The following is a 14038-nucleotide window of genomic DNA, read 5'->3' on the forward strand; positions in this document are numbered from 1 at the left end:
TTCTATTATAAACTAATCTTATAAAATTACTAGGATTTAAATTAAAAAAATTTTAGTATCACGCAAAAATATGGTTATAATAGAGTTTGACTGGAGGGATAGCATGATTTCTTTAATTGTAGCGCACGACCAACATTATGTTATTGGCTATAACAATGATATGCCATGGCATTTACCCGGTGATTTGCAATATTTTAAACAGAAAACGATGGGCAAGCCAATGATTATGGGGCGCAAAACATTTGAATCCATTGGACGTCCACTGCCCGGTCGCCGCAATATTGTCATTACACGCGACTCGAACTACTCGGCAGAGGGCATTGAAATCGCGACAAGCTTAGAGGCAGCACTTGCGCTTGCAGGAGATGTGCCTGAAATTATGATTATTGGCGGCGAGCAAATTTTTAGCTTATCCATGGCGCTTGCTGACCGCTTATACATTACCAAAATCAATCATTCGTTTCAGGGAGATACGTATTTCCCGAGCTACGAGCAGGATTTTGTACAAGTTTCATCAGAAGCACCTGAAACAGCGCCAGAAGGCTACACATTCCAATACCAAATTTTTGAACGAAAACCCGCGGATAAGAGATAAATACCCGTGAAACCAGAGCGAATACTCGCAAAGCAGGAGCAAACATCTCTATGTAAAAAGTAAAAATCCTCTCGCTGCACAATGGTGAGAGGATTTAGATGTTTTATTATAAGTAAAAATAGACACAGGCGTACATGGAGCCACAGCCAGCTAGTACAAAGAGATGCCAAATTGCATGATTGTAGGGCAGGGTGCGCCATGCATAAAAAATTGCACCAATTGTATAAAATAGCCCACCCGCTAGAAGCAATGCAAAGCCGTGAAAGCCTAAGTATATATAAACAGGCTTAATGGCAAAAATAATGAGCCAGCCCATCCCGATATAAAAAATTAATGACAGCAGCTCAAAACGATTAATAAAGAAGCATTTAAAAAGTACTCCAAGAATTGCTAATGACCAAATAATACATAGTAGTGCTAAGCCTGTTGCGCCACCAACAGCGATTAATAAAAACGGCGTATACGTACCAGCGATTAAAATATAAATAGATGAGTGGTCAAGAATGGCGAAGAAGCGCTTATATTTTTCTGGCATGCTATGTAGCAATGTCGACATTAAAAATAAAATAATGACCGAAGCGCCAAAAATACTAAAAGTTGTCACATGGAGGGCATTTCCTGTTTGCACCGCTGTCAACAGTAAGACAACAAGCGCTGGAATACTGATAATAAAGCCAATACCGTGTGTAATGGCATTCCACAGCTCTTCCTTCCATGATTTATAGTCAAATGAATCCACCATTTGCAACACTCCTTTCGTTGATATATTTACTATACCCCAATAACATCTAAACAACCATTTACATTTGTCATATCTTTTCTATCTAAAATGTCATATGCCTTGATGGGCTTTTATTATTGTCATTTTAAGAGAGCGCTTACAATAAGCTTTGGCTTAATGACAAATGTCATGTTTACATAATGATTCATTCATCTATATAATAAATGCTAATGAAGTAAAAGGATGTGTCGAAGTGGGACGAATTCATATAGTGACGGACTCAACTTGTGATTTAACAAAAGAAGAGGTAGCACAGCATAATATACATATTGTGCCTTTAACAATTCAAATTGACGGTAAGACGTATATAGATGGTGTAGATTTGGAGCCCCAGTCTTTTTTAGGGCTTATGAAAAATGCAAAGGATTTACCGAAAAGCTCGCAGCCTGCACCGGGAAAATTTAAAGAATTATACGATGAGCTTGGTAAAGATGGTGACCACATTATTTCCATCCATATGACAGGCGGCATGAGCGGCACGGTTGAGTCTGCACGTCAGGCGGCACAAATGACGGATGCCCATGTTACGGTGATTGACTCCCGCTTTATCGCTATTGGGCTTGCTATCCAGCTTCGAGAAGCCATTAAGCTGCGTGATGCAGGCGCAACGGTGGAGGATATTGTAGCTCGTCTTGATACGGTACGTGCCAACACGCATTTGTATGTGATTGTGGATACGCTGGAAAACCTTATAAAAGGCGGTCGAATTGGGAAAGGAACGGGCTTTATCGGTTCATTGCTCAATATTAAAGTGATTGCTAATTTAGAGGGTGGCGTCTATAATCCTGTGTCAAAGGTGCGTAGTCATAAGCAGGTCGTCAATTATTTATTTAAGCAATTCCAAGCAGATACGGCTGGCAAAACCGTGAAGGCAGTAGGCATTTCACATGCAGATGGTCTTGCTACAATGGGCAATCCATTAAAAGAGCTGGTTGAGGGTACAGGCTTTCAGGATGTCGAAATCGCCTTTACTTCTCCCATTATTTCAACCCACACAGGGCCGGGAGCCATTGGGTTTATTTATTACGCAGAATAATCAACAGAAGCTACTACATTTGTGAGTGTAGTGGCTTTTTTGTATAGTGAGGATTGAGCGCTTTCAGCAAGGAATTGAGCGAAATCCTAGACAATCCATCAAAATTATCAAGAACAAAAGGGAAGTCACTTTTCATAGAGGTATGACTATTCTATAATAGAACTAATAGAAAGGGATGGAAGGTGGTCAAATCGACATGTGGCGATTTCTATTGTCATGTTTGACCGTCTTTGTACTAAGTGGTTGTGCAATATCAATCGATGAACCGAATCCGCAAGCAGAGCCAGATGGTGAGCAGGCAGAAACGGAGCAAGAGATGACGCAGGATGAGCAACAAACAGAGGACGAGGAAAAACCCTCTAAGAATATGTTGACGCAAATTTTTGAACATTTTTTTGAGCCATCAGAAGAGGATTTATCGCAAATTGATGAAGAAAACGCAAAGCAACTGCATTACTTGGCACTGGGAGATTCCTTAACAGATGGTGTCGGTGATGAGTATAGTCAAGACGGTTATGTAGGAAGGTTGGCAGATTCATTGTTAACATGGCCCTCTGTAGCAGAGGTAGAGGTTGATAATCGTGGAAAACGCGGAAGACGTAGCGATCAACTACTAAAATTAGTGAAAAAGGGGCATTATGATGAAGAGCTGCAGCAGGCACAGCTCGTTTCTCTAACAATGGGTGGCAATGATGTCATGAAGGTCGTGAAGCAGGATTTATTTAATTTAAAGCGTGATGCTTTTGATAAAGAATTACTTGCCTATAAGGAGCGCTACAGTAAAATTATCGAAGGTATTCGAGCAAAGAATCCAACAGTGCCTTTATTGCTTATTGGCTTTTACAACCCATTCTCCATTGTTACAAATGAGGCGAATGAATTCGATACAATTATTACAGAATGGAACAAGGTGATTGAAGAAGTAGCAAGTGAGGATTCAAATGCTTGCTATATATCGGTGGAAGATTTATTTGATTCAAACGAGGAACTTGTCTATCATACAGACTTTTTCCACCCCAATGCAAAGGGCTATGACAAAATGACAGAGCGTATACTCACAACAATGGAGCAGTGTAATATGGAAAAAAAGATTAACAAGGCAATAGGCTTCGAGGAGTGACAAAATGAATAAATGGAAAATCGCATTTTTTGCCTTAGCGGGCACAGTGCTTTTTGCAATCCTCCTCGTTGTTTTTTTAGCAACTAGACCAGTAGATGGTGTTGATGTCGCAAAGAATGCAGTAGGTACAAGTGAAGGCAAAGAGAATGTTCTCGTTGTGCAAACAACAGCAAAAGAGTTAGAATCAATATCCAAAAAATATGTAAGGGATGCTGTAGAGGGCTCTCCTTTACCGATTGATTATACGATTGGGGATGATATTCAATTAAAAAGCACGCTCACAGTGTTCTATACGGATATTCCGATTTCCATGAATTTTGACCCAATTGTCGATGAGAGCGGTAATATTATTTTAAAGCAAACAGGCATGAATGTGGGGCTACTGAATATTCCACCAGAAACAACGATGAAAATTATGCGTGATTCGGTGGAATTCCCCTCATGGATTACCATTAATCCAAATGAAGCGGAAATCTATATTGATTTATCGCGTATTAATATTGCGTCAGGTTCACGTGTTCGTGCAAAGGAATTGGATTTAGCCAATGATAAAATTTTATTGGAAATACTTGTACCTGGTGAATAAGGAGTGAAAGTTATGGCAAGGCAATATGCAACATTTGCAGGTGGCTGTTTTTGGTGTATGGTTAAGCCCTTTGATGAAATGCCCGGCATTGAATCCGTACTATCAGGCTATACAGGTGGACATGTTGAAAATCCAACCTATGAGCAAGTATGCTCTGAAACAACAGGGCATGTAGAGGCTGTACAAATCACCTTTGATGATGAGCTTTATAGCTATGAGCAATTGCTCGCAACATTTTGGACATTAATTGATCCAACAGATGCAGGCGGTCAATTTTATGATCGTGGAGAATCCTATACAACGGCGATTTTTTACCATGATGAGGAGCAGCGTGAGCTAGCCGAGCGCTCGAAGGCAGATTTAGCGGCATCAGGCAAGTTTGATAAACCGATTATGGTGAAAATTTTACCAGCGAGCACGTTTTATCCAGCTGAGGACTATCATCAACATTATTATAAGAAAAATCCAATGCACTATGAACGCTATTCGATTGGATCAGGTCGTAGGGCATTTCAGGAGCAACACTGGGGGGCTAAGGATGAATAAAGAGCAACGTTTAAAAGAGCTGACAGATATGCAATATTATGTAACACAGGAAAATGGCACAGAGCCACCATTTCGCAATGAATATGATGACCATTTTGAAGAGGGCATTTATGTAGACATCGTATCTGGAAAGCCTTTATTTAGTTCATTGGATAAATTTAATTCAGGCTGTGGCTGGCCAGCCTTTGCCAAGCCAATTGAAAAAGAAGAAGTAACAGAGCATTTCGATACATCTCATGGTATGCGCCGTGTAGAGGTGCGCAGCAAAGAGGCAGACTCTCATTTAGGACATGTCTTTCCAGATGGGCCAAATGAGCTAGGAGGCATGCGTTATTGCATTAACTCCGCCGCCCTGCGCTTTATCGCAAAAGAAGACTTAGAAAAAGAAGGCTACGGCGACTATCTAGCACTGTTTAAATAAAACAATCCTAGCAAGGTGTGAACTACGACACACTTGCTAGGATTTTTTGTATTGCGCTGTTCGCAAGTATTATAGATTCAATTGCATGTAAAAGCTTAGAAATTCTGAGTGTTCACCTGAACGCGAGTATTGTATATCTGAGCGCGTGTAAATGCTCAAGATTCGCGTGTATTGCATGTCCAAGCGCGTGTATTCGCCTGAACGCAGGTATCGCTATACTTTAAATTCGCTGACAAGGTGGCGTAGGCTATCTGCTTGCTGTGCTAGCTCTGTAGCGGCTGCATTGATTTCCTGCATGGATGCGGAGCCTTGTGTTGCCGCTGCGGCAGATGTTACGGTGTTGGCAGCAGATTGCTCGGCATAGGCATTGACATGCACAAAATCGCTTGCTACAGCATTGCTATAGACAATCGTTGTGCCAATTGTATCAACCATTTCGGCAATAATGGCGGTTGTTTCCTGTGTATGCGCTAAAATATTTGCCAGTGATTGGTTTGTTTTATTCGTCACTTCCACGCCTTGAATAACCGATGTAACCCCCTCATGATTTTGCGCGACAATGGATGTCACCTCATCTTGAATGGATGTCACAATCGTCGTTACTTCCTTTGCTGCACTTTGCGATTGCTCAGCTAATTTACGCACTTCATCCGCCACCACCGCAAAGCCTCGTCCATGCTCACCAGCTCGTGCCGCTTCAATCGCCGCATTTAAGGCAAGTAAATTTGTTTGCTCAGCAATCGCAGTAATCGTGCCAATAATGGAGGTAATATCGGCTGATTTACGTCCTAATGCTTCGACAGTGGTTGTTGTAGAAGCCATCGTTTCCTCAATCGACTGCATAACAAGCGATGATTGCTCCACGGAACGGCTGCCCTCATCCGCTGCCTGCTGCATTGCAAGTGAGGCACGCTGTACAGCACTTGCTTGTTCATTTAATTGATGCATGGAGTGCTCTAAATCGCTCATTTTTTGCTGGGCACTATTCATGCTGGCAATCGTCTGGTCACTGTCACTGGCAATATCGGCTGTTGCATCGGCAATAGCTTGAATGGTACGTGCATTTTCATCAGCTAAGGACATTAGCTCCTGACTGCTGCTTGATACGTGATCAGCCAGCTCACTGACACGTCTAATTAAATTAGAAATCGACTCGATTAATGTATTAGTAGAAGCAGCAATAATCGAAAATTCATCGCGATTACGCACTTTGACACGCCTTGTTAAATCGCCGCCAGCCTGTGCAATATCAAGGATAGAATCATTAATCTTTTGCGTATTGCGCTTAAGCGATTGAAACAGCATATAACCAAAAATAACAATCGCTAAAAAGCCAATAACAGATACAAGGAAGAATGTCACAATGGATAGATTGACGCGCTGATTCAGCTTGTTCAATTTTGCTTTATTCGACTCATCCATTACAGCATTAATCGTTTCAATATTATCGTCAATATGATTTTTCATTGTTTCCCCAGTGGCATTCAGCATTAATTTACGTGCCTGTTCAAGCCCTAGCTCATCACGCATCGTCATTACTTTTTCTGAATAATCTAGGTAATTTCGATAATATTGTTCAATGGCTTGAATATGTGCAAGCTCTATTGGATGATTTTCAAATTGCTTTTTTAATGATGTGAGCTTTTTTTGAATCGTATCCAGCTTCATATGATAAGAAGTAAAATAATTGCCATCACCTGTAATTAAATACGTCTGCTCCAAATTTGTTAAGCGTGCAATCTCATAAGCAAGCTGATTGACCGTTAATTGCTCCTGCACATTTTTCTTTGTAAAATCCTCCATTTGCTGCTGGAGGTTTTGGATATTGACATACGATAAAACCCCCATAATACCGTTAATCACAATAAGAAGTGCGAACATTAAAAGCACCTTGCCTCGAATCAAATGATAAAAACGTGGCTGTTTTTCTTTAATAGGAGGGGAATTAGTCCCGTTTTTCTCTTTTGTTGCTTTTTTCTTTCTTAAAAAATGAAAAGCAGAGAGAGAAGGGCGCTGTTTCGCTGTATTACGGTCTTTTTTAGTCTTATTCATCGCCATCACCTTCCTATTTTTTTATCATCGATTTCAATTTTAGCTTATTTTACTAGATATTTCTATTAGAATTTCTAAAAATAGAAATTTTCTGATAAAGATTGGTGCGACAAAAGTCTGTGCTATGCAAGAAAATAGGGCTATATTCATGACTAGGTAAAAATCCTTAGCAATAGAGGCTATGACGAATGTTTATTTTTTTGGTACACTAACGAAAAAGCAGTTGTGGTAAAAGGGGATATTGTACAATGAAAAAAAGTTTTTATCTATATGTACTAGCTTTTCGTGGTGGCGATTGGTCAGACCCGAAAGTACGCTTTGCGGAAGAAATGTTTCATGAGCATAATTTTCCAAAGCAAAGCACAGACTTTAATGAGCTATCTAGCTATATCGAATCCTATGCAACAGAAAATTTAACAACAGAAGCATTTGATGCGCTATGGGCGTTGTATGAGGAGCAGGCATAAGAAATGAATAAATTTTCAGTTGCTAGACGTCTAGCATTGCGAAAATAATCAAAAAACAGTATGATGGATATGATAACTGACAGAAAAGAGGGATTGCAGTATGAGTATTCATATTAATGCAAAAAAAGGTGAAATTGCCGATACAATTTTACTTCCAGGTGACCCATTACGTGCAAAGTATATTGCTGAAACATTTTTAGAGGATGTAACTTGCTATAACGAAGTACGTAATATGTTTGGCTACACAGGAACATATAAGGGCAAACGTATTTCTGTACAAGGAACAGGTATGGGTGTGCCATCGATTTCAATTTATGTAACAGAATTAATGCAAGAATATGATGTTCAAAAATTAATCCGTGTAGGTACTTGTGGTGCGATTCAAAAGGATGTAAAAGTGCGTGATGTTATTCTAGCACAGGGCGCAACATCGGATACACGTATGAATCAAATTATTTGGGGCGGTGCTATCGACTTCGCACCAATCGCTGACTTTGATTTACTTTTAAAAGCTTACAATGCTGGTAAAGCAGCAGGGCTAAACTTGCAGGTGGGCAATATCTTCACAGCAGATATGTTCTATTCGGACGAGCACCAAAATGAAAAATTAGCACAATATGGTGTACTTGCTGTAGAAATGGAATCCGCAGCACTTTACACATTAGCAGCTAAATTTGGTCGCCAAGCACTATCTGTTCTAACAGTAAGTGACCACATTTTAACAGGCGAAGTAACAACTGCAGAAGAACGTCAAACAACATTCAATGACATGATCGTGGTAGCTTTAGACGCAGCGATTCAAGAATAGTTGATAACTCAACACATTTAAACTTAATTTTAAAAAGGCAACCGACTAAACGTCCCATTTTATCAAATGGCGTGAAAGTAGTCGGTTGTTTTTTGTTAATAAATAAAGAGGAGGACAGTAGTTTTATTAGGAGTGATAAAGCTAAAATTTAGCTTTTCTTTTTGATAAAAATTCCAATAAGAAGCGTCACAAGCCCAATAATAAATAGAAGAGGAAACAGCACTATCATTACGGCGACTGCAGCAAACCCACTACCTCCCCATATCATAGCAATAATCCATGATAATAAAGGTGCTATGACTAGCATAATGGTTATTCCCCAAATGATCCATTTTGTTTTAGTTGATTTACCAATACTGAAAATAAAAGGTATAACCAATATCAAAGCTAGTAGCAAAATAATTAATCCAATCATCAATGGAAACCCTCCATCCTTTCAAAAGGTGCATTCAATTTAGTGTAACATATTTCAAAATGTAGGATTATTGGATGCACGTAAGTATAAACAGCTATTGACATACCTAAGCTCACCAGTAATCTTAATTCATTGATGCTCATTGCACTTTGAGATTAAATTGGGCAATGTTTAAAGGATACAAGTGAGAAGAACATATAAAATTATTAAAAATGAACACAGCTAATATAACAAAACTGGTTTTGAGTGTTGAGTATCTTAAGCGGAAAAATAATAAAATTAATTATTTGCGATTATAAAGAATGCTAAATAAATATACCTAGTTTGGAGGAGCATCGAGTGTAGTTGTAAATAGCAATAAATGGGCTTATTTTCAATTATTGAATCATAATATTGACAAACCTATAAATTGTAGTCGTCTTTACAGATTTATCGAACGGGAAAGCCCATCGTCTTTAGACATGAGATGATAGTGAGGTCGGTCAAGGGATAGCTTTTGCTATCTCAATTGACCGAAATTTTCACTACCTATATTTTTATACATTTGTTGCAGTTTGTTTTGTTAATTGATACAATTTTGTTATGGAAGAATACAGAAGAACAAATACAACCGTCTCATTGATTAATTATCATTTTGTGTTTTGCCCTCGATACAGAAGAAAGATATTTCTTGATGACAAAATAGAACAGAGATTTAAAGAAATGGTACACGAAATATGTGAATCTTTAAAAATAAAAGTGGTAGCCTTAGAATGTGACAAAGACCATGCCCACCTATTTCTAAATGCACTACCTACATTAAGTCCTGCAAACATCATGGCAAAAATCAAAGGAGTGACATCTAAACAGTTGCGTGAAGAATTTCCTCACCTACAACACTTGCCGAGTTTATGGACACGTTCTTATTTTGTTTCCACCGCTGGAAATGTATCGAGGCAAACCATCAAACGCTATGTTGAGCAACAGAAAACAAGAGGGTGAAATCATGTCGCAACCAATCACTGTCAAAATAAAATTGTTGCCTACAAAAGAACAGGCTTTGACTTTAACTGAAATGAGTAAAATATACATTTCAACAATCAATGACCTTGTATTTGAAATGGTAAAAGAAAAGAAAAGCACTAAGAAAACAAGTAAAAACCTTCATGTATCTTTGCCAAGTGCAGTAAAAAACCAAGTAATTAAAGAGGCAAAAAGTGTTTTCAGGAAGGCGAAAAAAACAAAATTCGAAACAGTTCCAGTTCTAAAGAAGCCTATGTGCATCTGGAACAATCAAAACTACTCTTTTGATTCCACTCATATCTCCTTGCCTATCATGGTTGACGGCAAAACCAAGAAAACGCCTATTCGTGCTTTATTGGTTGATAAAGGTCACCGAAATCTTGATTTGCTTAAACATAAGTTAGGCACACTGCGTATCACAAAAAAGTCGGATAAATGGATAGCACAAATTTCTGTGACCATTCCTACTGTTCAAAAAACAGGAGTAAGAGTAATGGGTGTTGATTTAGGACTAAAAGTACCTGCTGTTGCTGTAACAGACGATGAGAAGGTACGATTTTTTGGTAATGGCAGACAAAACAAATTCAAGAAAAGAAAATTCCGTTCAGTTCGTAAAGAATTAGGGGAAAAGAAAAAGTTAACTGCTATTCGTAAGTTGAACAACAAGGAACAACGTTGGATGCAAGACCAGGACCATAAAGCGAGTCGTGCAATTGTTGATTTTGCGAAAGAGAATAAAATTTCTGTCATTCGTTTAGAACAATTAGCGAATATTAGACAGACGACAAGAACCAGTCGTAAAAACGAAAAGAATTTGCATACATGGTCATTCTATCGACTATCTCAATTTATTGAATACAAAGCAAGGTTAGAAGGAATTAAAGTTGAATACGTAAAACCTGCATATACAAGTCAAACATGCCCTAAATGTTCAGAGAAGAACAAGGCGCAAGATAGAAAATACAAGTGTAAATGTGGATTCGAGAAGCATAGAGATATAATTGGTGCTATGAATATTCGCTATGCACCTGTGGTTGATGGTAAAAGTCAATCAGCATAGAGAACTAGATGTTCTGCCCTATGAGGGGTAATGAGATACCCTCATCTTGAGGACTGTTTAAAACAGAAATGGACTGCGAACGCTTAGTCACTCAAGAATCCCATTGCTTTAGCTGTGGGAGTCTCAATAGTGATTTTTCTAGTACCGCTCTTGATGGGACTGCTACTGTTATGGATTCGGCTTATTCGCCAGCATGCTCTGACAAAGCGTACCCTCCAAATCGGCTTGGTTGTTACAATTCTTTATAGTATTGCGGCTATTGTTTATCAAAGAATCGTCTTAGCTAATTATTGAGAGGTTATAAAAGAGGCATTGCTCCAGCAAAATGGCACTGCTGATCTGCATTATATTAACGCGATCACAACTGGCTTAACGATTCATGTGAACAATCAATATTTTAACCTTTATACATTTTTTCTATTGATAAGTGTATCCGTTTTGCTTGCCTGTCTATGGTGTTTAATGGATAAGCAGGATGCGCTGTGAAAAATAAAAAACTTTTTATGTTTTTGTGTAACCTTTTTTGTAATGAAACGACTACTCTAATAGTAGAATACAAAACACTAAAGCAAGTTAGTAGCATTCACTTTTCACAAAATGACCAGGGCTCAGCAAGATTGAGTACCTGGTTGTTTTGTTTTTTCGGGAACTGGCACATTAAAAGCTACTAAAACTCCGAACGATAATAAAGCTATTCCATCGTTCGGAGTTGTTGTTATTTTAACATCGCCTGTAATGTTCGTTTTTGCCAGCCTAGCTTAAAGTACGCATACTGCATAATAAAGTGGACGCAGAAGGTAATCGGGTAGGCTAACCAGACACCGTTTAGAGCAAGTGCTGTGTGGTGGGATAGGAAGTAGGCGAGTGGTACTTGCACAACCCAAATGGTGATAATTAAAAAGACAGTCGGCCAAAGCACAACACCTGTTGCGCGCATTGTTGCTGATACGGTTTGCGTATGCCCAAAAATTAAATAGCTCCAAAAGGCGATATATAAATAATTTTTAGCAATATGCAAGGTTTCCTGTGTATCAATAAATAACGCAAGAATTGGCTCTGCAAATAAATACATGACTAAAATAATTGCGCCACCTAAAAGGTAATTAATTTGTACCCCCATTAGACGGATTTTTTTAATCATTTCGGTCGAGTTTGCGCCTAATGCCTGTGCAACAAAGACAGAGGTAGCAATAGCAATACTCATAGCTGGCACTTGGGCATAGCTTGCCACCTGATTGACAACACCATAGGCAGCCGTCGCATTTGAGCCATGCAGATTGACAAAGCCAATCACAGCAATTTCTGCAACAGAGATGGCGACCATACTAATGCTTGAAGGGATGGCGAGCTTTAGTAGGGACGTTAAAATATCCTTTTTCAGCTTAAAGTGCTGTAAAATAGTTTTGTCTAAACGTAGTAAATGCTTTGTTTTATGCAGGTAAACAAATAATACGAGCATCGTCACAAGGTTTGATAAGACAGATGCATAGGCAGCGCCATTTAAGCCAAACGCAGGCAGCCCAAACCAGCCAAATACTAATGGCGGCAGAAAGGCGATATTTAAAATAACACTAACGACTAAAAATAAAAAAGGTGTTTTGGAATCGCCCACGCCACGCATAAATGTTGTATAGACCAAGTACCAAAACATAATTGGCAGCGTGAAAAATAAAATTTGTGCATAGCTAATACTCATCTCTAAAATATTAGCGGGTGTTTGCATAAAGCGTAAAATCCATTCAATAAAAAAGCCGCCAAAAATCGCAACGGCAATGGATAAAATGGTTGTAAAGGCAAGCGTTACCCCAACAACCTCCTTCATTTTCTCATGGTTGCCAGCACCAAATGTTTGCCCAACTAAAATCGAGCTACCTGAGCCAATGCCAATCGCAAAAGCCATTAAAAAGAAGAAAAATGGAAAGAATGCCGAGATAGCAGCGAGTGCATCGACACCTAAATTGCGTCCCACGATAAACATCGCAAATACTTGCCCAACGGATTGCAGGACATTAGCGAGCATCACGGGAATTAAAAAATTAAAAAAAGCCTTTCGTAGTTGTTTGTCATCCTGTAGTAAATGTTCATTCATCATTTGATCCTCTTGAGTATTAATAACCCATTTCTTTTAAAATTCGTGATAATGTACGCAGGCGTTCGCCAATTAATTCACCATCATTGTTTAATGCCTGCTGAAAAAGCTGAATATCCTCTTTAATTTGCTCATTGTCTGTGCAAACCTCTACAGTCATGGCATCTCCCTGCAAGCCGACACGCTTAATAAGCGGATTTTCCTCGTCATATAAATGCTCGTGACGGTACGCCTCCTTGAAATAAAGCTCTGTTTCACATACTAAAATAGCGAGGTCAAGCACACGGTGAAGGGGTAGCTCCTCTGATTGACGCGACCATTTGCCACCAGTATGTCGCCAAACCTTTGCCGAAATATCAACCTTTCCGCGATCATTCCATTGTGCTAAGCCAAGTGATAGCCCCTGTGCATCTGTTTCGTATGCTGTGCGTCCATCGATATTGGCATAGTTTTCTGCCACAATGACAGGCTTATGCTTTAAATGTGTTGGTATTTTCATTGTTAACACTCCTTCCAATTTAGTAATTTACTAAATTACTGCTTTAGTAAATTTAACATTGCATCTATGAGAAGTCAATCCTTATGCTAAAAATTGTATTTTTTCTCAAATAGGGGGCTCTATGGCTCAGTGAAAGCTTTGGAAATGTAGATATTGGAGAGAATATGAGGATTACACCTATTGAAGTGAGAAGTTTATGATGGTCTGTTCATAAAAGTATTGTTGAGAAATAGTAGAGATGAGGCTGATAATGTATGAGTATATCTGGACGGGCATAGACAAATGCTAACCCTTTTAATGGTTAAACATGTAGTAATAATATTTCTTTATTTACATAATTTCCAGTATAGAGTAGAATAGTGCTGGCAATCATACAATATATTCATTTTCTATTTTTGAAATATATTAAGTGAATATACCTAATTTTATAGAAAGGTGATTAAACATTTATGATTATAGTGTGTATACATCGGATTTTTGTAATCGATACATAATAATATGATTGGATAAGTATCGAAAAAATAATATATAAGACATCTTAGATATACATAATGGTAATAA

General features: G+C 38.6%; 17 protein-coding genes. 12 read left to right on the forward strand and 5 right to left on the reverse strand.

Translation table 11 applies throughout. The features are described from left to right. Positions 1-103: 103 nt before the first annotated feature. Positions 104-595, forward strand: coding sequence for a dihydrofolate reductase (locus tag MHB42_RS09420; RefSeq protein WP_340805690.1), 492 nt, complete (start codon positions 104-106; stop codon positions 593-595). A 106-nt stretch (positions 596-701) separates the two neighbouring features. Here the strand turns inward: MHB42_RS09420 and trhA are convergent, their stop codons facing one another. Continuing rightward, positions 702-1337: a PAQR family membrane homeostasis protein TrhA gene (trhA, locus tag MHB42_RS09425; RefSeq protein WP_340805691.1), complete on the reverse strand. Its 636-nt coding sequence runs from the start codon at positions 1335-1337 to the stop codon at positions 702-704. A 232-nt stretch (positions 1338-1569) separates the two neighbouring features. Between trhA and MHB42_RS09430 the strand changes: the two genes are divergently transcribed. The 5 genes from MHB42_RS09430 (at position 1570) to msrB (ending at position 5085) form a co-directional block, all read left to right on the forward strand. After that, on the forward strand, positions 1570-2412 hold the full coding sequence (locus MHB42_RS09430) for a DegV family protein (protein ID WP_340805692.1): 843 nt from the start codon (positions 1570-1572) through the stop codon (positions 2410-2412). A 220-nt stretch (positions 2413-2632) separates the two neighbouring features. Continuing rightward, positions 2633-3532: a GDSL-type esterase/lipase family protein gene (locus MHB42_RS09435; protein WP_340805693.1), complete on the forward strand. Its 900-nt coding sequence runs from the start codon at positions 2633-2635 to the stop codon at positions 3530-3532. 4 nt (positions 3533-3536) lie between these two features. Further along, positions 3537-4118 carry a YpmS family protein gene (locus MHB42_RS09440; protein ID WP_340805696.1) on the forward strand — a complete coding sequence of 194 codons (582 nt, stop codon included), beginning with the start codon at positions 3537-3539 and terminating at the stop codon, positions 4116-4118. A gap of 12 nt (positions 4119-4130) precedes the next feature. Next, positions 4131-4664, forward strand: coding sequence for a peptide-methionine (S)-S-oxide reductase MsrA (gene msrA / locus MHB42_RS09445; protein ID WP_340805697.1), 534 nt, complete (start codon positions 4131-4133; stop codon positions 4662-4664). Continuing rightward, entirely contained in the window at positions 4657-5085 is a 429-nt protein-coding gene (gene msrB / locus MHB42_RS09450) for a peptide-methionine (R)-S-oxide reductase MsrB (RefSeq protein WP_340805698.1), read from the forward strand. Before msrA ends, msrB begins: the two co-directional genes overlap by 8 nt. Before the next feature lie 213 nt (positions 5086-5298). Here the strand turns inward: msrB and MHB42_RS09455 are convergent, their stop codons facing one another. Further along, positions 5299-7137 carry a methyl-accepting chemotaxis protein gene (locus MHB42_RS09455; protein WP_340805699.1) on the reverse strand — a complete coding sequence of 613 codons (1839 nt, stop codon included), beginning with the start codon at positions 7135-7137 and terminating at the stop codon, positions 5299-5301. A gap of 248 nt (positions 7138-7385) precedes the next feature. On the opposite strand from MHB42_RS09455, the gene MHB42_RS09460 reads away from it, so the two are divergent. Beyond that, positions 7386-7604 (forward strand): YozE family protein, encoded by a 219-nt coding sequence (locus MHB42_RS09460; protein WP_340805700.1) that lies wholly within the window; start codon positions 7386-7388, stop codon positions 7602-7604. A gap of 100 nt (positions 7605-7704) precedes the next feature. Then, on the forward strand, positions 7705-8412 hold the full coding sequence (gene deoD, locus MHB42_RS09465; RefSeq protein WP_340805701.1) for a purine-nucleoside phosphorylase: 708 nt from the start codon (positions 7705-7707) through the stop codon (positions 8410-8412). A gap of 148 nt (positions 8413-8560) precedes the next feature. Here deoD and MHB42_RS09470 read toward each other — a convergent pair whose 3' ends face one another. Then, entirely contained in the window at positions 8561-8827 is a 267-nt protein-coding gene (locus tag MHB42_RS09470; RefSeq protein ID WP_340808569.1) for a hypothetical protein, read from the reverse strand. A gap of 582 nt (positions 8828-9409) precedes the next feature. Between MHB42_RS09470 and tnpA the strand changes: the two genes are divergently transcribed. The 4 genes from tnpA (at position 9410) to MHB42_RS09490 (ending at position 11375) form a co-directional block, all read left to right on the forward strand. Then, positions 9410-9808 carry an IS200/IS605 family transposase gene (gene tnpA / locus MHB42_RS09475; protein WP_340805703.1) on the forward strand — a complete coding sequence of 133 codons (399 nt, stop codon included), beginning with the start codon at positions 9410-9412 and terminating at the stop codon, positions 9806-9808. A gap of 4 nt (positions 9809-9812) precedes the next feature. After that, positions 9813-10889, forward strand: a complete 1077-nt coding sequence (locus MHB42_RS09480; protein ID WP_340805705.1) for an RNA-guided endonuclease InsQ/TnpB family protein — start codon at positions 9813-9815, stop codon at positions 10887-10889. Between the two features lie 129 nt (positions 10890-11018). Continuing rightward, positions 11019-11183, forward strand: a complete 165-nt coding sequence (locus MHB42_RS09485; RefSeq protein ID WP_340805706.1) for a hypothetical protein — start codon at positions 11019-11021, stop codon at positions 11181-11183. A gap of 18 nt (positions 11184-11201) precedes the next feature. After that, on the forward strand, positions 11202-11375 hold the full coding sequence (locus tag MHB42_RS09490; RefSeq protein WP_340805707.1) for a hypothetical protein: 174 nt from the start codon (positions 11202-11204) through the stop codon (positions 11373-11375). Between the two features lie 229 nt (positions 11376-11604). On the opposite strand, the gene MHB42_RS09495 is transcribed toward MHB42_RS09490, so the two are convergent. Together MHB42_RS09495 and MHB42_RS09500 are read right to left on the reverse strand one after the other, a co-directional pair. Continuing rightward, positions 11605-12981: an MATE family efflux transporter gene (locus MHB42_RS09495; RefSeq protein WP_340805708.1), complete on the reverse strand. Its 1377-nt coding sequence runs from the start codon at positions 12979-12981 to the stop codon at positions 11605-11607. Positions 12982-12997: 16 nt separating this feature from the next. Further along, positions 12998-13477 carry a DUF6530 family protein gene (locus tag MHB42_RS09500; protein WP_340805709.1) on the reverse strand — a complete coding sequence of 160 codons (480 nt, stop codon included), beginning with the start codon at positions 13475-13477 and terminating at the stop codon, positions 12998-13000. Between the last annotated feature and the right edge of the window lie 561 nt (positions 13478-14038).

The organism is Lysinibacillus sp. FSL K6-0232, assembly GCF_038008325.1.
Lineage (GTDB): Bacteria > Bacillota > Bacilli > Bacillales_A > Planococcaceae > Lysinibacillus.